We start from the raw sequence: 18,571 nt of genomic DNA, 5'->3' as shown, positions 1-18,571 counted from the left end.
GCGCTTTGCTTCGCTCACTTATTAATAATAGAGGTGGATTATGATGGATAATGTAAAAGAAACGGTTATTGAAATTTTGAAGGATTTAACTGGTGAGGATTTTTCAGAGAATCTTGATGAAAACCTGTATGATAGTGCCTTACTAGATTCAATGGGGACGGTTCAATTATTGCTGGAACTCCAAGATCAACTTGGAATTGAAGCGCCCGTTTCGGAATTTGATCGAAACGAGTGGGATACGCCAGCCAAAATTATTGAGAAAGTCGAAGCAATGAAACAATGAGCCTAAAGAAGCGGTTATGGCTAATCTTTGGCCCGATTCTAACGGCGGCTGCGTTGATGTTGGTGGTATTTTTGTCCCCGCTTTGGAGCCGATTTAATTACGTTAGTCCAAAGGTTCAACGAAATGCTGCTGCGTCACTGTCACCGTTAGTATTAAAGGGGCAGCTGATCAAAAGAAATGCTTTGGAAAATCATTACGTGCCGTTTTTCGGTTCGTCTGAATGGTCCCGATTTGACCCATTTCACCCGTCGGTTTTGGCAACAAAGTATCATCGTTCGTACCGACCATTTCTTTTGGGTGCTCGGGGGAGCCAGTCGCTAACCAACTTTTTTGTGATGCAGTCGGTAAATGCCCAACTTAAAAACAAAAAGGCGGTTTTCTTCGTATCACCTCAATGGTTTACCCCAATCGGCGAGAATCCCAACGCATTTATGTTTTATTATTCACCGCTGCAAACGACGACATGGATTGAAAATCAAACTGGTTCCAAGATGGATCGTTATGCGGCTTATCGGCTCTTAGAGATGCCATCCGGTAATTCAGACAAGATTATTTCATCAGCTTTAGCTAGGATTGCGGCCGGATTAGCGCCAACGAGGTCTCAAATGCTATATATTGGCGTTCGTCGGCGAATTTTGTTAAACGAAGATCAAATTTACTCACGGTTTCGAATCCCGCTTAATAATGCCGAAACGATTGATAAGAATATGAAATTGCTGCCCAAGCATGACAATGATCGAAAACTATACGCATTAGCCGGAAAGCTTGGCAAGCAACAAACCACTTCCAATGACTTTGGGATTAGTAATGCCTTTTGGAATCGTCGTCTAAAGCGGCATATTGGCCAGCTAAAAGACTTTCAAGCCAATCAAAGCTACCTTCAGTCCCCGGAATATAGTGATTTCGAATTGGTCCTTGACCAGTTTGCCAAGGATCGAACCAACGTCTTATTCATCATTCCGCCGGTAAACCGAAAGTGGCAGCAATACACCGGCCTTTCGGCGTCAATGTTGCAAAAGTTTAGTGCCAAAATTAAGTATCAATTACGCTCCCAAGGGTTTAATCATATTGCCGATTTATCTAAGGATGGCAACGTACCATACTTTATGACGGATACGATTCACCCGGGTTGGCGGGGCTGGCTAAAAATTGATCAAAGCGTCAAACCGTTTTTGACTAAGAAAGTGAGTCCGCCACATTACAAGATTAATAATCAATTTTATAGTAAGAAATGGCAGCAAGATCAATACTGATTGATTTGAAAGGAATCGATGGTGATGAGGAAATGAGAATAAAGCTCAAGGATGGATTGCTTTTTTTAGCTGGACTGCTACTGGCTGGATCCTTTATGACGTATAAAGTAAAGGCTAGTTATAATCCAATCCTAAGCAGCAGCAGTAGTCGATACGATGCCCAAATTGTTAATCAACCAACGATTGCCAAGGGCTATCCGCTGTATAACTCAGGCCCTTACGATACGAGTGCCAGTACAACGTCTGCCGATGCCAATGGTAGTCAGTATAATAATGACTATGTCAGGGTAATGCAAACTAAGACGACCAAGACAGGTTCTTACGTTCAACTCCGATATTTTAATAAAATGATTGGTTGGATGAACGCACATGGTATTAAGTCTGCCACGTTATCACAAATTGCATTAGCGACGATGAAGCAATCTGACGCGATTGGGACTGCTTTATTGGCTCCTTCAGGGAGTAAAAAAGCCATCACCGTCAGCAATGGGTTCGCTGATCTGGCTCATAACACGCCAAATAACGGGGATGGGTCAGTCGTTTACCCTCTGGCCTCTTTGCAAAAGGCAATGACCGGTGCGATGATTCAGCAGTTAATTGATTCATCAAAGCTATCTGCCTCGACGACGTTAGCAAAATATTATCCTAGTGTGCCATATAGCAAAAACATCACGATCAAACAAATGTTGTCGATGACTTCAGGATTAGACAATACGGATATAACACCCGATGATCAAATGACCGAAAATCAAGCTTATAATAGTGTTGTCAAACGATTGAAGTCGACTAACAGCCATCAGTTTGATTATAGTGATGCCAATTACATTCTATTGGCAGGCATTATTACCAAGATAACTGGTAAAAGTTACGCCGCTAATCTCCAGACACGGATCTTGGATAAATTAGGAATGAAGAATACCCTGATCGTGGACGATCAATCGCCGGATACCAAAGCAGTTGTCGCAATGGGGTATGTGGGAAATAATAAGACCAATTATACTGGCACCCACGCAGTCTCGATGCCTAGATTATCTGCCATTCCAGGCGCTGGCAACTTATTGAGCACCCCGAGTGATTTCTATCAGTTTGTGCTCGGCTTGCAAAATGGCCAGATTCTAACTGCCAAACAGTACCAACAGCTGCTTAGCTATGGCAGCGTTTATTCTGGTGGCTTTTACGTGACCCAAAAAGGCATTAAATACAATAACGGCTCCTTTGGTGGCACGAGCTTTCATACAAGCTACTATGCGAGAAATGACAACTACCATTTGGCGCTGGTATTTACCAATCAAGGTCCGCTGGCGAATAATGTCAGTACCAAGACTTTTGCACAGAAGATGTATGACGTTGCAACTTACTATTAAGAAAGATCAATAAAAAACATGGAATTGCCAATTGGCCTTCCATGTTTTTTATTTAATCTCCAGTTGCTAATTTGTCAGATCAGCTCGTAATTCTGCAATTGGCATTTGCCCTGGGGCCGATTGTTTTCCTACGGTGGCAAATGACAATACAGAACCAGTTTGAGGACCAGAGATCCGAGTGATTTTGCCTAATTCTCCCATCGACATTGTCACGATCGGAATGGTCAATAATTGAGCAGCTCGCTTGGTGGCCTTTACCAAAGTCAAGACATCATCCGCGGCTTGTGGCATCACCGCAATTTTGGCAATGTCGGCATGCCGGTGCTGCATCTGAACCAGCCGGCGGACAATTTCAGCTTCCGTTGGCGTTCGCTGAAAGTCATGATTGCTTAAAATAACGGTGATGTGCTGGTTGTGGGCCAGCCTGATTAACTGTTGGACGTTGGTTGCGTTTTGGCTAAGTTCGATGTCTAGCATGTCAGCAAGATGGTTAGTGATGAGTAATTGGTACAACTGGAAGTAATCAATTGTAGCAAGTGCTTGATTGCCACCCTCGGTTGCCGTTCGAAATGTAGTGAGGAGGATAATGTTGCCAAGTAACTTTTTGAGTTGTAAACCAGTTTTTTTAAGAACTGCGGGATTATCGAGATCGTTAAAAAAATCAAGTCGCCATTCGATCACATCCGGGTGCATTTTAATCGCTCGTTTAGCTTCTGTAATAAGCTGATCCGGCTGCCTGCTGGTAATTGGAACGGCAATTCGGGTTGTGCCGGCGCTAAAAGTGGTGGTTTTAACCGTAACTGCTTTACTCATGATGGAAAAAGGCCTCTCGTTTGCTAGTTTCACATATTCTACCAAGTTCAATGGCTGGAATCAATGTTGAATTAAACGTCGCGGTAATCGCCTCTACCAAAATACTGCAAGCCCGATAACAATGGCTTTTGGATCAGGTTGGGCAGCGTCACGAATGTATAACCGCGCTTCTTGAGCTTTTGGATAATTTGAGGAACCGCTGCAACTGACGTTGGGTGAATATCATGCATCAGGATAATTGATCCGTTGTGCGTGGTTGCTAGTACGTGGTTAACGGTTTTGGCGGTGTTGAGGTAAGACCAATCCTTAGAATCAACGGACCACTGAATAGTTGGTCGGTCAAATAAATTGCCAACCCGTGAATTAATGGCACCATAAGGAGCTCGGATGTATTGCGGTAAAGTACCAGTTGCTTTGTAAATGGCCGCGTCGGCCAAGGCAATTTGGCGCAAAGCTGATGAACTGCTTAAGTTCGTCAGCTGGGGATGATTCCAAGAATGGTTGCCGAGTTGATCGCCATATTTTAAGACGAGTCGACTAGTACTTGGATACTTCATGACACTATTGCCGACTTCAAAGAAGGTTGCATGAACATGATAGTTATGAAGAATTTTCAATAGTTTAGGCGTTAACGTTGGGTCCGGACCATCATCGAAGGTAAGCGACACGACCTTTTTGGGCGTTTGAGGCTTGGTATAATCATATTGACTAGGCATGTAGCGGTTCAAAATAATGCCAGTTAACTTATTGAGCGGGATTGCCACTCGGCTGACGTTATAAGCATTTTTAACTAAGTGAACGGTCAAGTGCGTTTTGCTTAAAGTGAAATTGTGAGCCGTTAGATGTTTCGGTAATGGTAAATAAACAAGCTGTTGAACTTGTTTACCTGTCAAATGGTGATCTTCGGCTAACTGGGAACGGGTTAATTGACGGATGGTTCCTAATCGGTGAAGGTTATTATTAGTAATATCACCAAATGTTAATGGCTTCTTGACAGCAGCTAATGCAGGTTGAGTGGGATGGAATTGGAAAGCCGCGATGCTGGCAGCGACAATTCCCAATGCCAATAATAAATGTTTATGAGCCAAGTTAATCACTTCCTAAGGATGTAATAACGATTACAGCTATATTTTTGCATTCTGGTAAATGGAAGTCAATCAAACAAACCAAGGGGAATCGATCAAAATGAGAAAATGATTAGGGTTGACGGATAATTTCTAATATGTTTTAATGACTATAACTTTAAAAGAGAGGAATTGGTGTTAATGACAACTCTTATCCTGACGACTACTACTTATTATTTTGGCTATGCCTACTTTAGATAGCGTCCGCTTAGATGCGGACGCAAGATGCGCGTTCGCGTCAAGTGGTGCAAAGTCAAAACTTTGTTGTGGCCCGCTAGACGCAATGATCTAGCTGGGTAAGAACCAATTTCCTACGAGTTTCGTAAGCCAGCTGGATAATTATCTAGCTGGCCTTTTTTTAACTGAAATGACGAGGTGACATAATGGAAGATAAAACTAAACAGCTAATGATGAGTGATCCAGCCGAAATGAAGGCTGCCAGAAAGCAAATTGACTACTTGGATGAGTCAATTGTGAGGCTGCTGGCCCAACGATTTCAAGTTGCCGCATTGATTGGTCAAATTAAGAAACAAAACCAAGTGACGGTTTTGGATCAAAATCGCGAACAGACCGTTTTAAAGCGGGTAAGGGCGGTTAATTCGGATGATGCGACTGCTGACTATATTGAAAATATTTATCACGAAATTTTGGCCAATTCGCGAGCTTACCAATGTGAATTGATAAAAAATAGTCAACAAACTAAAAAGGGAGAACGGTAATGAATTATTTAACTGCAGGGGAATCTCATGGGCCACAGCTGACGGGGATTCTAGAAGGAATTCCAAGTGGGCTTCACTTAGACGTTGAGGCGGTTAACGCACAATTAAAAAAACGTCAGGGTGGTTACGGTCGTGGTAATCGCCAAAAAATTGAGCATGACCAAGTGACGATTGTTGGCGGTGTCCGTCACGGAGTAACTTTGGGATCGCCAATTGCGTTAGTCGTTAACAACCGTGACCACGCCCATTGGCATGAAATTATGAATCCAACGAGTCCAGCGACTGCTGAAAATACGTTGCGCAAAGTCGAACGTCCACGGCCAGGCCACGCTGATTTGGTTGGCGGTATGAAGTACCGGCATCGTGATTTGCGAAATGTTTTGGAACGCTCTTCGGCCAGAGAAACGGCTATGCGAGTCGCAATTGGCGCCATTTGTAAACAATTATTGGCTCAGTTGGGAATTCAACTGGTTGGCTACGTTGAACAAATCGGTTCAATTACCACTGCCGATCATGAAGAATTGGATGTTGCTAAGATTGAAGACGAACTCGCTAAAAATGATTTGCGAGTGATTGACCAAACCCAAGTTGAGCGGATTCATAATTTGATTGATCAAACTAAAAAAGACGGTGATACACTGGGCGGCGTTATTCGCGTAGTTGCAGCCAACGTACCGGCCGGACTTGGTAGTTACGTGAGTTGTGATACCAAGCTAGACGCCAAGCTGGCAGCGGCCGTTATGGGCGTTAATGCGATGAAAGGCGTCGAAATTGGTGATGGCTTTCAAGCGGCTACCCGGTTTGGCAGCCAAGTGATGGATGAAATTGATTGGGACCAATCAACCGGTTTTTCTCGGGAGAGTGATCACCTTGGCGGCTTTGAAGGTGGGATGACCAATGGAATGCCAATTATCGTCAAGGCAGCAATGAAGCCGATTCCAACGCTTTATAAACCATTGCAAAGTGTTGACGTTGAAACCAAAGAGGTTAAAAAGGCTAGCGTTGAACGGTCTGATACAACGGCAATCGTGCCGGCATCCATTGTGATTGAAAGTGTCGTGGCAATTGAATTGGCTAAGGCGATTACTGACCAATTTGATGGGGATAATCTTCAACGGCTGCAGGAACAATTGGCAGCTTACCGAAAAGAAGTTAGGGATTTTTAGGATAGCTGCGCCAGGCAGAAAGCTCCATATAAGCACCTCTAACAAAAATCCCAGGCCCGGGGATTTCTGTTAGAGGAGCCTTACGCTCCGCTTTCTAACCGCCTGGCTCCGCTCACTGATTTTTAGGACAGCTACGCCAGGCAGAAAGCTGCACCTAAGTCAACTTGTCCAAAAATCCAAACCCGGGATTTCCGGCCAAGCCGCCTTATGCTCCAGTTTCTAAGCGCTTTGCTCCGCTCACTTTACTAGGACAGCTACGCCAGGCAGAAAGCTGCACCTAAGTCAACTTGTCCAAAAATCCAAACCCGGGATTTCCGGCCAAGCTGCCTTATGCTCCAGTTTCTAAGCGCTTTGCTCCGCTCACTTTACTAGGACAGCTACGCAAAGCAGAAAGCTGCACCTAAGTCAACTTGCCCAAAAATCCAAGCCCGGGATTTCTGGCCAAGCCGCCTTAGGTTCCGCTTTCTAAGCGCTTTGCTCCGCTCACTTTAACAGGAGGACACCGAACATAAATGAAAGAACTACAAACACAACCACAGCATGGTCTACACGGCAAAATTACTGTACCGGGTGACAAAAGCATTTCGCATCGCGGGGTGATGCTTGGTGCAATTAGTGAAGGCCAAACAGTATTGCACCACTTTTTAACGGCGGCTGATTGCCTGTCAACCCTTCATGCGTTTCAACAATTGGGGGTGCCGATTAAACGTGATGGTCAAACTGTCACAATTGAAGGGGTTGGCCTCCACGGGCTCAAACAACCGGTAAGGCCTCTTGATATGGGGAATTCTGGAACGACAACTCGGTTAATCATGGGATTATTAGCTGGGCAAGCCTTTGATACAAAACTGATTGGTGATGCCTCACTATCCAAGCGCCCCATGCGGCGAGTCAGCGAACCATTAGCGGAGATGGGCGCCCACATTGATGTAAGTGATGGGCACCTGCCGGCAACCATTCACGGCAGTCAACTCCACGCGGTTGATTATCATCTAAAGGTAGCCAGCGCACAAGTTAAAAGTGCCCTCATATTGGCGGCCCTCCAAGCAGATAAGGCATCAATTTTTGTGGAAAAACAGCCCACCAGAAATCATACTGAAATGATGTTAAAAGCCTTTGGTGCCGAGATTGACTGTGAGCCAGACGAGGTAACGCTGACGGTTCATCCAGCGCCTAAATTAACGGGCATGACATTGACAATCCCTGGTGACATGTCATCGGCCGCCTTTTTCGTAACTGCGGCAAGTTTGGTTGAAAATTCTGAAATTCAACTGATGGATGTTGGTATCAATAAAACGAGAACGGGATTACTGACCATATTAGAACGGATGGGCGGCCACGTTCAGGTTACAAATATTCGGCGGCACGGCGAACCGCTTGCTGACATTATGGTTAAAAGTGCTGATTTGCGGCCAATAACCATCGGCTCAAAGGAGATTCCGGGAGTCATTGACGAACTACCGTTAGTGGCGTTATTAGCTGCAAAGGCAAATGGCGTCAGCAAGATTTCAGGGGCCGGCGAATTACGGATTAAAGAAACGGATCGGATTGCGGTCATTGTCGAAGAATTTAAAAAAATGGGGATTGCGATTGAAGAACAACCAGATGGATTCGTTATCGATGGCACCAAGCCTTGGCACGTGACAAATCCTCAGTTAAGTAGTCATGGGGATCATCGAATTGGCATGGTGATGGCAATCGCCGCGCTTTTGGTCGACGAACCATTGACTCTTGACGGTGCCGACAGTATCAACATTTCTTATCCCGAATTTTTCAATGATTTGACAAAGCTGTTATAGGGAGGGAGAGGTTGGCACATGAGGACAGTTTTAATTAGCGGTTTGGGATTAATTGGCAGTTCGATTGCCCGGATAATCAAACAAGCTGATTCAACGATCCAAATAATCGGCGTGGACCCGGATGACCGTTCGGTGGACTTTTTAATGGCCCAGCTGGTGATTGATCAGCGGCGGTCATTTGCTGAGGCAGCGCCACTAGCTGACTTGATTGTTTTAGCCGGACCAGTGTCTGTCATTATCGAACAAATTAATGAACTAGTGTCTTTATCACTCAAGCCAGATGTTTTAGTCACTGACGTTGGCAGTTCCAAGGTCAAGATTATGGCTGCGGCGACGCATTTATCGGCTCGTCAAGTAGCGTTTGTTGGTGGTCATCCCATGGCGGGCTCCGATAAGGTTGGCAGCCGTTTTGGTCGTGTCGATTTATTTTCTGGGGCAGCTTATTTTTTGGTTGCCCAATCACAAACCGATACCCAACTCAATCAGTTCAAGCGGCTAATGGCCCCGGCAAATGTTAATTGGCAGATGATTGACGCCAAGGCGCATGACCACTTGGTAAGCGAACTCAGTCATGTCCCCCACATCGTCGCGACAACCTTAGTTAATACGGTTGCCAAATCGCTGGAAAACAACCCACTTGGTTTAAAAGTCGCTGCCGGTGGCTTTAAGGACACGACTCGAATTGCCGGTGCCAGTCCAGAAATGTGGACGGCCGTTGCCTTAAGTAATGCTGACGAAATTACCCGTGATCTTGATCAGTTCAAAAACCAGTTATCTGAACTTCAAGCTGCCATTAAGCGGGGCGATCGCCAACGGGTTTTTGAAATATTTGAAGCAGCTAGTAAGATTCGCAAGTCCCTCAATCATTAGGAGGTGGGAGGCTGATGCAAGCAATTTTAGTGGGATTCATGGGTAGTGGTAAAACAACCGTGGGCCAATTATTAGCACAACAATTAAACGTGCCCTACCATGATTTGGATGACATCATTGTGGCGATGGCTGGCAAGTCAATCCAACAGATATTTGACGAGAATGGTGAAGCGGCCTTCCGCCAATTGGAACACATTGCCTTGGCGCGGTCGCTGGCCCAAGAAGGGATTTTGGGGACCGGTGGCGGCACGCCAATTCAAGCAGCTAACTTTAGCTTGCTGCAAAAGAGCAATGTGCCAGTCATTTTATTAGACGTGTTGCCAGAAACCATTATGAAGCGACTAAAGGATGATACTGGCCGGCCGCTTGCCAAAGAACTTGGGTTAAGTGGGTTAGTTGATTTAAAAAGCCAGCGTGATGACCGATACGAGCAAGTCAGCAATTATCGGATTGCTACGGATAAATTGACACCGATTGAAATTGTTAAAATTTTGAAACGGCAATTATTGATGATCCAATAGATAGGAGAATATCAGTGATGATTAATGGTCACACACAATTATTTGGCCTGCTGGCTCATCCAGCGGCTCACAGCTTGTCGCCACTGATTCATAATACCAGCTTTAAAGCAACTGGAATAAATGGTACTTACCTGGCATTTGACGTCACGCCGGCTGGGCTTTCTACCAGTTTGGCAGCCATGCGGGTAATGAATATTGGCGGCTTTAATTTATCGATGCCACTCAAAACAGCCGTGATCCCGATGCTGGATGAAATAAGTCCCAGAGCAGCCCGGCTTCAGGCTGTTAATACGGTGGTTAACCGTGACGGCCGATTGTTTGGCGACAGTACAGATGGTCAAGGGTTTATCGATGCCTTGCATGCGAATGGCGTTGAGGTTGCTAACCAAACATTAACTGTCTTAGGAGCCGGTGGTGCCGGCCGAGCAATTGTCGCCGCGGCGATTGATGCCGATGCAGCTCAAATTAATGTTTTCAAACGGCAAAATCAAACGTTCACCCAAGTCCGACAACAAATGACAAGGTGGTCGCCTAACGTGGCGGTTGTTGCTTACGAAGACCAAGCAGCAATGGCGCGGTCATTTGATGACAGCCAAATTGTTGTCAACGCAACTAATGTTGGAATGGCCGGCAACCAGCAGCTGCCAGTTAGCCAGCAGTTGATGAATCGATTGGGACCACAGCACGTGGTGGTCGATGTGGTTTATTTTCCATTGTTAACACCATTTGTTCAGGCAGCCAAACAGCAAGGCAGTCGGGCAGCTAATGGGATTGGCATGTTGGTCCATCAGGCAGCTGGTTCGTTTTTGGAATGGACAGGACAAAAGATGCCAATTCAAAAAGTCGTTGAAGCAGTCAAAACAGAAGTTTCCCATCGTCAAAAGTGAGTGGCGTTTCTACCAAATGAGTTTGGAGAAACGCTTTTTTTATGGGCATTTTAGGAAATTGGAAAAAGGTATTGGAAAAGTTGTAAGATAGAAGGCGTGATTTATTAGGATAGCTGTGCCAGGCAGAAAGTTACACATAGGTGTCTGGCTCCGCTCACTGATTAGGACAGCTACGCAAAGCAGAAACTTCCGCATAAAACATCTTGGCCAAAAATCCAAGCCCGGGATTTCCGGCCAAGATGCCTTATGCTCCAGTTTCTAAGCGCTTTGCTGCGCTCACTAGGGGGGAAAACATTGTCAAAACGAGATATTTGGATTGTTACCTTTGCCCTACTGCTATCAAATGCAATGGGTGGGTTAGATAACACGATCATTAATACCGCGCTGCCAGCAATTATTTCCGACCTTCATGGGATTGAATTAATTGGTTGGATTGTTGCCGTATTTTTGCTTGGGACAGCCGTTAGTACGCCACTTTGGAGCAAGCTTGGCGAATATGTTGGTAATAAAATGAGTTACCAACTGGCGGCCGCCTTTTTTGTCTTAGGATCTTTTTTGCAAGGAATGTCGCCGAATATCATTTTTTTGATTGTCGCGCGGACAATTATGGGGATTGGTAACGGTGGCATGATTTCATTACCCTACATTATCTATGCCAGAATGTATCAGAATCCTCGTAAACGAATGCAGGTGCTTGGTTTTGTTTCCGCTAGTTACAGCATGGCAACAATTATTGGACCGTTAGTTGGTGGCTATATCGTTGATACGTTTAGTTGGCACTGGGTCTTTTATTTAAATGTTCCAATTGGTTTAGCTTCGATTATCTTGGTTCAGCTATATTATCATTTAAAGAAATTACCAAAGCCTAATAGTCAAGTTGATTATCTGGGAGCAACATTAATGACAATTGGTTTGGTGGCCTTGTTATCCGGGATTGAAATGATTGGTAATGCGGATGGCTTATTAGTTACGGTCATTATTTTAATTGCCCTGATTATTTTGGCAGTGATGTTTCGGGTCGAATTGCGGGTAGTTGATCCAATTATTCCCAGCCGGTTGTTCAAAAATTTACCATTGATGATTGATTTTGTCCTGTTTACGTTGATTTGGGGGGCTTTTATTGGCTTTCTAATTTACAGCCCAATGTGGGCCCAAGGACTTTTAGGCACTTCTGCCTTGATTGGTGGGGCAACGCAAATTCCGGGGTCGGTAACGGACTTTATCGGCTCAGGTTCAGTGGCCCCCATGAGAAAATATTTATCGCCGCAAAAAGTGGTTGCTGCTGGGATTATGACACTGGTTGTGGCCTTTGCGATTATGGCGGTTGCCGGCATCAAGGCGCCGTATTGGCTATTGCTAGTTGCAGGAGCTTTTGAGGGCTTTGGCAACGGCGCCTGCTTTAATGAATTACAGGTTAAAGTCCAGCAAGATGCTGAAATGGTTGACGTGCCCATTGCAACGTCGTTTAGCTTTCTAATTCGGATGCTAGCGCAAGCGTTTATGGCGTCCATCTTTGGCATTGTGTTAAACAATGCCCTAAAGAATGGTGTCCAGCGTTCGGGTGGCACAATCACGATGAAGATGATGAATGAGTTAAGCGATGCTTCAAGTGTCGGCTCACTCCCACAACGCTTGATCCCACAAATGCGAGCAATTTTATATACTGGTTTACATCACATCATGTGGTTATCATTAATCATTATGCTCGTTGCCGGAGGAATCAGCATCTGGGCTCAGCAATTGGAAAAGCAGAAATTAGCGAAAACCGCTACAAGCGATTAACTGTGATTCGAAATTTAACAAACGAGATCGTGCCCCAATGGTTAGTATGATAAGGCTAACCATTGGGGCACGATTTCGTTTGTTAATATTAATTTTTAGAAAAACTATTTAGCCTGGCTTAGCGACTGATCCTTGAAGGTAGCTAATGAAACGTTCGTTGTTGCTAAATCGGATTGACTGGTAGTAGCCTCCGCCTTGAAACTAACTTTATCGCCTTCTGAAATGAATTGATAGATAGGTTTAAAGTTCTTGGCAGACGTATCTAAGCGGTAAACCTGGCTGTTATTTTTGAGAATAAACAATAATTTATTGTCACTTGTACGGACAATTCGGTAAATCGTCCCAGTGATGGTTTTGCCAACAGGTGCACTCGCCGTCACGCCGGTCTTGGCTTCCAGCCGTTGGTTAAAGAGCGCCAAGGTGCTTTGGGCATCATCCCCCACGGCGTAAGTGCCACTTTGGTTGTTACCGTCAGCAAGCAAATAAACAAATTTCATAAAGGAATTGTTATCTCGGTCAAGCATGGAAACCACCCAAGTTGGCTCACCGTTAATCCGGTAAAGCAGCGGCAAGGTTCCCCGGTAGTTCTGTGGATTGATATCCTGTTGGGCGTAAGAAATTGCCCGTTCAGGCGTCATAACGTTACCATGTTCTCGATAATAATGCAGCGTATTAGTCCGGGCGTCAACAAATGTGTAACCTAAAATGGAGCTTTGATGCTCGTTCACGCTGGTCATGCCAGTAAAGTAATAAACGCGGCCCTTATATGCATAAGGGGTGAGCTTATCGCCGCCTTCCGTTCCGGCTTGAGTTGGTTTCATCACGCCGGAATGACCACCGAAGCCGGTGGCGTTCCAAAAGCCGTGGCGGTATTTACCAAACATCGAAACTTCATGAGACACAAATTCTGGGGCCACCGCAATATCGATGAACTTCGGCACTTTGGTCGGTGAGTAAACGTTCACTTTACCGGTAATCGTATTTAAGACCGCCACTTTGTAATCTTTATAGTTGTAATTACGATTCAAATACGAAATGGGTTTAGCTAACGTCCGCACGTAATAAGGCGTTCCATGATTGTCAATTTCCAGTTGAGAAGTTAACCCTACCATTGAATAGCCTAAACTATGGGCACTGATTCGCCGATCGGCATCCCGGTTAAAGTAAGCACTTGGTGTGTAGCGCATGGGCTTGCTGACAAATTTGGGATCGGCATTCTTATCCGTTGCATCCGTTCGAAAGTAACCAGGAACCTTTAAGTAATGGATATAGCGCCAAAAGCCACCGGAAAATTCAACGGGGGCAACGTAAACCATTTTGCCACGATACATTTGAACCCGCATGTGATTTAAATCGTAAACGTTCGAATTCTTAAAACTATTCAGTGAGTTGTTCATATCAGTGGAAACCGTTTGCGGCGCGTTGACAACGGGTGTCTCACTACTATTTTTGATTACCGGCATTGGTGCACTCTTCGTATCGTCGTTCATGTCAACTTTGATGGAATTAACTGCCGGCCGCGGATTCATCGTCGTTACTAAGGAAGAAATGCTCCCAAGAATAATGAAGACAATAATGGCCATGACAATGGCAACCGCGGCTTTGCCAATCCAGCCAAATGCGCCGGTAAATCGCTGGATCAGTTGGCCGATAAAGCCGCCAACCTCTGCGTTTCGCGCGGCAACCGCGTTTGGCGAATAAACAAATCGTCTTAAAACAGCGACGACAATAAAGCCGCCAATCAGCCACATTAGCCAGTTATCAATCATTGCCGGATAGGCTAGGTCTGGCAAATTAAAGTAGGTATTGACATAACTGACAATAAACAGGGCGACCAACACCAAAACCCCATAGATGCGGCCGCGTCGATTTGCGATGATCATGAACCAGATGAATGGTAATAAAATTCCTGATAGTTTGACCAACGTAATCATTGCAAAATAACTAAGCATTCAAATAACTCTCCTCTCAACAGTCATTATTAATGATGAGTTAAGCCCATTATACATTAGTCACCAATGAATACCTAAATTAAATCAAGGCCGAGCTGGCTATTGACCTTTTTGAAACAATCGACAAGCCAATCAGCTAACACAATCAGTTTATTAATGATTCGAAAAAATCGGATCGGTATATCAATTTAATAGGGGGTTGAACAACCAAGAAAGCCTTTTCCGTTTAAATAGGTATATGAGAAGAATCACATCTAATTAAAAATAATCTTATAATTGATGTTGACATCACGGTGTTTTGATGTTTAGATTAAAACAATTTCATTTTTATCATTATTCTCTCATTTATTAATTATTATTTGGAAATCGAGGTTTTGTGAATGGAAACAGCAACAGAAAAGCCAGTTGAGAAGCTGAGCGTTAAAGATTATGTTTATTTGGTTTCCGCGGGGGTTTCAAACGCAGTTCTGGTCATGTTAGGGATTGGGTTGTTAACCCAAACAATTGCTAACTTTGTTAATTGGCCACAATTGCATCAAGTCGGGGCGATTGCGCAATGGCTATTGGCACCGGCGTTTGGCGCTGCCGTCGCTTCACAGTTAAAGACTAATACACTGGTATTATTTAGTTCAATGATTGCGGCAACTGTGGGAGCTAACGCAGTCTACTTTATTTCTTCTGGCGTTCACGCGGCAACGGCTACTGGCAATCAAATGGCCCAAGCAGCTGGGGCCGGCGTCTTTACGACTGGTCAACCAATTAGTGCGGTTGCTGCAGGGTTAATTGCCGCTTTAGTTGGTAAATATTTAACTGGAAAGACGCCGCTTGATATGATGTTAGTACCATTGGCTGCCACTTTGGTTGGTTCGATTGCCGGCTTGGGGCTTGCCAGTGTAACCACGCCAGCACTTAATTGGCTGAGTGCTTTTATTGCACAATCCATGCAGATTAATCCATTATTAGGGTCGATGTGTGTGTCATTAGCTTGGTCAATCTTTTTGATGACGCCAGCGTCTTCGGCGGCCTTAGCGGTTGCTGTTATGCTGGATCCGTTATCATCAGGCGCCGCATTGATTGGGACTACCGCTCAATTTGTTGGTTTCACCATTATTTCTTGGCGTCAAAATAATTTGGGCGCTAATATTGCCCAAGGTGTCATCACGCCAAAAGTTCAGTTTCCTAATTTATTAGCCAATCCACGCTTAGCAATTCCTTCGATGTTGTCAGCAATTGTGGCCGCGCCAATCGCAACACTCTTCTTTAACTTCAAAGTACCATATACACTTGGGGGCTTGGGGCTTAATTCGTTTATCGCCCCACTTAACTTGGCATCAACCAGCATGAATATGTTCGTTGCTTATTTAGTGATGGGAATTGTTGTTCCAGCAGCAATCTCAGTGGTATCCTATCGACTACTCCTCAGTATGCATTGGGTTAAAGATGAGCAGCTCCACCTTGAAATTGTTTAGACTTAGCGAAAGTTAACACATAGTGCAATCATGATTAAAAGTGACACCTAACACAAAAACAAATGACGCTCAGAGCTAGAAAAGCAATCTGGGCGTCATTTGTTTTTGTGTTTGAAAATAATTATCAATTAGTGATTAAGCTTTGCCGTTAATGGCTCGGACTTGATCAACAAGTTTAAGAAAATCATCAGCGGCTGCTTTGTAATCAGCTATTTTATCGCCATATTGTTCGTTAAAGCCTTCCAAGCCGCCGGCTACAAAAGCATACTCGTAATCATAGACTTTCTCATAGGCGGCCGCAAATGCAGCTAATAAATCGTGATGAGAGCCGTCTAATTGCAGGGCCATTTCAACCACCCGAAAGTCGGTGTAAGCAAGTTCAAACTGAATGGCCCAAGCGCGCATAAATTCATGCTGGGCTTCAATATGAGCAAAGTGGTGCTGAGTATTCCAAGTAAGTCGATCTAAAGATTTTTTAACGTCTAACATGTAATCTCCTCCTCCAAAGGAAAAACGAGCAAAACCAGACAATGAAAACCCAACCGATCAGGTTTAATCCTGGCTTAACCCAAGCATTTAAAAGACACCTTTATTCAACTGCTTTTGACAATAAAGCGCAACTAAAACGATTTGGTTTTCAAAATAGATAAATAAATAGTTATTATTAACTGATATAGATTAACCTATTGATTAATAAAATAAAGTTAAATTTGAAAAAAGACTGGTATATCACTCTCAACAAATGAAAATTCTTTACAAAAATATTTGTATTGTGTTTCACAAACAGGAGGCTTATAATTCACGCATAAGTTGTTGTTAATTTCACAAGTAAGACGGAGGTCTCTGATATGTCGAAAAAAGTTGCATTAATTACTGGTGCTGGTCAAGGAATTGGTGAAGCCATCGCTCGGCGTTTGTCAGCCGATGGTTTTGCGGTTGCATTAGCCGGTCGTCATTTGGATAAAGTTCAGCGAGTGGCTGATGATATTAACCAAGCTGGTGGCGAAGCGTTGGCAGTTAAAGCTGATGTATCAGATCGGAATCAGGTGTTTGCAGCCGTTGATCAAGCCAGTGATCAATTTGGTGACTTCAACGTGATTGTCAACAATGCTGGCTTGGGTCCCACGACACCAATTGATACCATTACCCCAGATGATTTTGAATGGGTCTATAAAGTAAACGTTGGCGGTGTTCTGTGGGGAACCCAGGCTGCTCACAAAGCATTTAAGAAATTTGGTCACGGTGGCAAGATTATTAACGCCACTTCTCAAGCAGGGGTTGTTGGTAATCCCAACTTAGCCTTATATGTTGGGACTAAATTTGCGATCCGAGGGATTACCCAAACAACGGCTCGTGATTTAGCCGAGGAAGGGATTACCGCTAATGCTTTTGCGCCCGGAATTGTAAAAACCCCAATGATGTATGATATTGCGCACGAAGTTGGTCAAAATGCCGGTAAAAGTGACGAATGGGGCATGCAGACGTTTGCAAAGGGAATCGCTATGAAGCGGTTATCAGAACCCGAGGATGTTGCTGCTGCCGTTTCATTTTTGGCAAGCAAAGATTCAAACTATGTAACCGGCCAAACCTTGATCGTCGATGGCGGGATGCAATTTCAATAAACAAGGGGCTGCGCCATTTAAAAGCTGGGATAAGTTTTTAGATCACTCAAGCAGGATCAACCCTAATTGTTATCAAATAGTTATTTAAGAAACGAACACATGGAGGAAAAACATGACAAAAAAAGTTGCGTTAATTACAGGTGCTGGTCAAGGAATTGGTGAAGGAATCGCACGTCAATTAGCTAAGGATGGTTTTGAAGTTGCCTTAGCTGGCCGTCATTTAGACAAAGTTCAACGGGTGGCTGATGATATTAACAAAGATGGCGGCAAAGCAGTCGCTATCCAATCAGATGTTCAATATAAGGATCAAGTATTTGATTCCGTTAAACAAACGGTTGATCAATTTGGCCAAATGGACGTTTTTGTTAATAATGCAGGCATCGCGCACGTTGCACAGATTTGTAACACCGAAGAGGAAGACCTCAATAAGTTGCTGGATATTAATGTCAAAGGAACGTTTTTTGGCATTCAGGCGGCAGCTCAACAGTTCAAGAAACAAAAGACGCCTGGAAAAATCATTAACGCTTCATCCATCGCTGGTCATGAGGGCTTTGAATTACTTGGCGCCTATTCAGCTACTAAATTTGCCATTCGCGGATTGACCCAAGCAGCCGCAAAGGAACTGGCTCGTGATCAAATTACCGTTAATGCTTATTGCCCAGGAATCGTGTTAACCCCAATGTGGGATCAAATTGACGAAGAAATGGGTCAAGTGAACCATGTTGCCAAGGGTGAATCCCTTAAAGAGTATTTGAAGGGGATTGCATTAGGCCGTGGTGAAGAACCGCAAGACGTTGCCAACTTAGTATCATTTTTAGCGAGTGAAAAAGCGAATTACATTACTGGTCAAGCCATCATGGTTGATGGTGGGATCAAGTACGTTTAAAAATTCAAGGACGTAAAAAAAGCCTTGCTAACAAGTGTTTGAACTTGTTAACAAGGCTTTT

General features: G+C 44.2%; 17 protein-coding genes. 13 read left to right on the top strand and 4 right to left on the bottom strand.

Annotated elements, in window-relative coordinates:
- Nucleotides 1–43 precede the first annotated feature (43 nt).
- The 3 genes from dltC to YK48G_RS08020 all read left to right on the top strand — a co-directional run bounded on the left by dltC (nucleotide 44) and on the right by YK48G_RS08020 (nucleotide 2,900).
- Nucleotides 44–283: a D-alanine--poly(phosphoribitol) ligase subunit DltC gene (gene dltC / locus YK48G_RS08030; protein ID WP_505744173.1), complete on the top strand. Its 240-nt coding sequence runs from the start codon at nucleotides 44–46 to the stop codon at nucleotides 281–283.
- Nucleotides 280–1,536 (top strand): D-alanyl-lipoteichoic acid biosynthesis protein DltD, encoded by a 1,257-nt coding sequence (dltD, locus tag YK48G_RS08025; protein WP_203630207.1) that lies wholly within the window; start codon nucleotides 280–282, stop codon nucleotides 1,534–1,536. The genes dltC and dltD overlap by 4 nt, the downstream gene beginning before the upstream one ends.
- Nucleotides 1,537–1,631: 95 nt before the next feature.
- Entirely contained in the window at nucleotides 1,632–2,900 is a 1,269-nt protein-coding gene (locus YK48G_RS08020) for a serine hydrolase domain-containing protein (RefSeq protein WP_232365324.1), read from the top strand.
- A gap of 66 nt (nucleotides 2,901–2,966) precedes the next feature.
- On the opposite strand, the gene aroD is transcribed toward YK48G_RS08020, so the two are convergent.
- Nucleotides 2,967–3,713, bottom strand: a complete 747-nt coding sequence (aroD, locus tag YK48G_RS08015) for a type I 3-dehydroquinate dehydratase (RefSeq protein ID WP_203630205.1) — start codon at nucleotides 3,711–3,713, stop codon at nucleotides 2,967–2,969.
- A 71-nt stretch (nucleotides 3,714–3,784) separates the two neighbouring features.
- Nucleotides 3,785–4,810, bottom strand: a complete 1,026-nt coding sequence (locus YK48G_RS08010) for a polysaccharide deacetylase family protein (protein WP_203630204.1) — start codon at nucleotides 4,808–4,810, stop codon at nucleotides 3,785–3,787.
- Between the two features lie 410 nt (nucleotides 4,811–5,220).
- On the opposite strand from YK48G_RS08010, the gene YK48G_RS08005 reads away from it, so the two are divergent.
- The 7 genes from YK48G_RS08005 (at nucleotide 5,221) to YK48G_RS07975 (ending at nucleotide 12,581) form a co-directional block, all read left to right on the top strand.
- Entirely contained in the window at nucleotides 5,221–5,556 is a 336-nt protein-coding gene (locus YK48G_RS08005; RefSeq protein ID WP_203630203.1) for a chorismate mutase, read from the top strand.
- Nucleotides 5,556–6,722, top strand: a complete 1,167-nt coding sequence (aroC, locus tag YK48G_RS08000) for a chorismate synthase (RefSeq protein WP_203630202.1) — start codon at nucleotides 5,556–5,558, stop codon at nucleotides 6,720–6,722. Before YK48G_RS08005 ends, aroC begins: the two co-directional genes overlap by 1 nt.
- A gap of 512 nt (nucleotides 6,723–7,234) precedes the next feature.
- Nucleotides 7,235–8,521, top strand: a complete 1,287-nt coding sequence (gene aroA / locus YK48G_RS07995; protein ID WP_203630201.1) for a 3-phosphoshikimate 1-carboxyvinyltransferase — start codon at nucleotides 7,235–7,237, stop codon at nucleotides 8,519–8,521.
- Nucleotides 8,522–8,539: 18 nt separating this feature from the next.
- A complete protein-coding gene (locus YK48G_RS07990) occupies nucleotides 8,540–9,391 on the top strand; it encodes a prephenate dehydrogenase (RefSeq protein ID WP_203630200.1) in 852 nt (283 codons plus the stop codon).
- 14 nt (nucleotides 9,392–9,405) lie between these two features.
- Entirely contained in the window at nucleotides 9,406–9,912 is a 507-nt protein-coding gene (locus YK48G_RS07985) for a shikimate kinase (protein ID WP_203630199.1), read from the top strand.
- A 17-nt stretch (nucleotides 9,913–9,929) separates the two neighbouring features.
- Nucleotides 9,930–10,799, top strand: coding sequence for a shikimate dehydrogenase (gene aroE / locus YK48G_RS07980; protein ID WP_203630276.1), 870 nt, complete (start codon nucleotides 9,930–9,932; stop codon nucleotides 10,797–10,799).
- Nucleotides 10,800–11,147: 348 nt separating this feature from the next.
- Nucleotides 11,148–12,581, top strand: a complete 1,434-nt coding sequence (locus YK48G_RS07975; protein WP_203630275.1) for an MFS transporter — start codon at nucleotides 11,148–11,150, stop codon at nucleotides 12,579–12,581.
- A 104-nt stretch (nucleotides 12,582–12,685) separates the two neighbouring features.
- Here the strand turns inward: YK48G_RS07975 and YK48G_RS07970 are convergent, their stop codons facing one another.
- The gene (locus YK48G_RS07970) at nucleotides 12,686–14,533 is read right to left on the bottom strand and encodes a CvpA family protein (RefSeq protein WP_203630198.1); all 1,848 of its coding nucleotides are present in this window, start codon (nucleotides 14,531–14,533) and stop codon (nucleotides 12,686–12,688) included.
- 380 nt (nucleotides 14,534–14,913) lie between these two features.
- Between YK48G_RS07970 and YK48G_RS07965 the strand changes: the two genes are divergently transcribed.
- Nucleotides 14,914–16,002, top strand: coding sequence for a PTS sugar transporter subunit IIC (locus YK48G_RS07965; RefSeq protein WP_203630197.1), 1,089 nt, complete (start codon nucleotides 14,914–14,916; stop codon nucleotides 16,000–16,002).
- A 135-nt stretch (nucleotides 16,003–16,137) separates the two neighbouring features.
- On the opposite strand, the gene YK48G_RS07960 is transcribed toward YK48G_RS07965, so the two are convergent.
- The gene (locus YK48G_RS07960; RefSeq protein WP_203630196.1) at nucleotides 16,138–16,491 is read right to left on the bottom strand and encodes a hypothetical protein; all 354 of its coding nucleotides are present in this window, start codon (nucleotides 16,489–16,491) and stop codon (nucleotides 16,138–16,140) included.
- A 359-nt stretch (nucleotides 16,492–16,850) separates the two neighbouring features.
- Between YK48G_RS07960 and YK48G_RS07955 the strand changes: the two genes are divergently transcribed.
- Nucleotides 16,851–17,624, top strand: a complete 774-nt coding sequence (locus tag YK48G_RS07955; protein ID WP_203630195.1) for a (S)-acetoin forming diacetyl reductase — start codon at nucleotides 16,851–16,853, stop codon at nucleotides 17,622–17,624.
- A 112-nt stretch (nucleotides 17,625–17,736) separates the two neighbouring features.
- Nucleotides 17,737–18,510 carry an acetoin reductase gene (locus tag YK48G_RS07950; RefSeq protein ID WP_203630194.1) on the top strand — a complete coding sequence of 258 codons (774 nt, stop codon included), beginning with the start codon at nucleotides 17,737–17,739 and terminating at the stop codon, nucleotides 18,508–18,510.
- Nucleotides 18,511–18,571: the final 61 nt, after the last annotated feature.

Origin of the sequence: Lentilactobacillus fungorum, from assembly GCF_016860605.1 — a bacterium.
Taxonomy (GTDB): domain Bacteria; phylum Bacillota; class Bacilli; order Lactobacillales; family Lactobacillaceae; genus Lentilactobacillus; species Lentilactobacillus fungorum.
Note: the sequence above shows the minus strand (reverse complement) of the source record. Positions and strands in the feature narration are given on the sequence as shown.

Excerpts from the sequence above, each read along its gene's own strand:
- dltC (WP_505744173.1), top strand. The coding sequence starts at position 44 with ATGGATAATGTAAAAGAAACGGTTATTGAAATTTTGAAGGATTTAACT.
- dltD (WP_203630207.1), top strand. The coding sequence starts at position 280 with ATGAGCCTAAAGAAGCGGTTATGGCTAATCTTTGGCCCGATTCTAACG.
- YK48G_RS08020 (WP_232365324.1), top strand. The coding sequence starts at position 1,632 with ATGACGTATAAAGTAAAGGCTAGTTATAATCCAATCCTAAGCAGCAGC.
- aroD (WP_203630205.1), bottom strand. The coding sequence starts at position 3,713 with ATGAGTAAAGCAGTTACGGTTAAAACCACCACTTTTAGCGCCGGCACA.
- YK48G_RS08005 (WP_203630203.1), top strand. The coding sequence starts at position 5,221 with ATGGAAGATAAAACTAAACAGCTAATGATGAGTGATCCAGCCGAAATG.
- aroC (WP_203630202.1), top strand. The coding sequence starts at position 5,556 with ATGAATTATTTAACTGCAGGGGAATCTCATGGGCCACAGCTGACGGGG.
- aroA (WP_203630201.1), top strand. The coding sequence starts at position 7,235 with ATGAAAGAACTACAAACACAACCACAGCATGGTCTACACGGCAAAATT.
- YK48G_RS07990 (WP_203630200.1), top strand. The coding sequence starts at position 8,540 with ATGAGGACAGTTTTAATTAGCGGTTTGGGATTAATTGGCAGTTCGATT.
- YK48G_RS07985 (WP_203630199.1), top strand. The coding sequence starts at position 9,406 with ATGCAAGCAATTTTAGTGGGATTCATGGGTAGTGGTAAAACAACCGTG.
- aroE (WP_203630276.1), top strand. The coding sequence starts at position 9,930 with ATGATTAATGGTCACACACAATTATTTGGCCTGCTGGCTCATCCAGCG.
- YK48G_RS07975 (WP_203630275.1), top strand. The coding sequence starts at position 11,148 with ATGGGTGGGTTAGATAACACGATCATTAATACCGCGCTGCCAGCAATT.
- YK48G_RS07970 (WP_203630198.1), bottom strand. The coding sequence starts at position 14,533 with ATGCTTAGTTATTTTGCAATGATTACGTTGGTCAAACTATCAGGAATT.
- YK48G_RS07965 (WP_203630197.1), top strand. The coding sequence starts at position 14,914 with ATGGAAACAGCAACAGAAAAGCCAGTTGAGAAGCTGAGCGTTAAAGAT.
- YK48G_RS07960 (WP_203630196.1), bottom strand. The coding sequence starts at position 16,491 with ATGTTAGACGTTAAAAAATCTTTAGATCGACTTACTTGGAATACTCAG.
- YK48G_RS07955 (WP_203630195.1), top strand. The coding sequence starts at position 16,851 with ATGTCGAAAAAAGTTGCATTAATTACTGGTGCTGGTCAAGGAATTGGT.
- YK48G_RS07950 (WP_203630194.1), top strand. The coding sequence starts at position 17,737 with ATGACAAAAAAAGTTGCGTTAATTACAGGTGCTGGTCAAGGAATTGGT.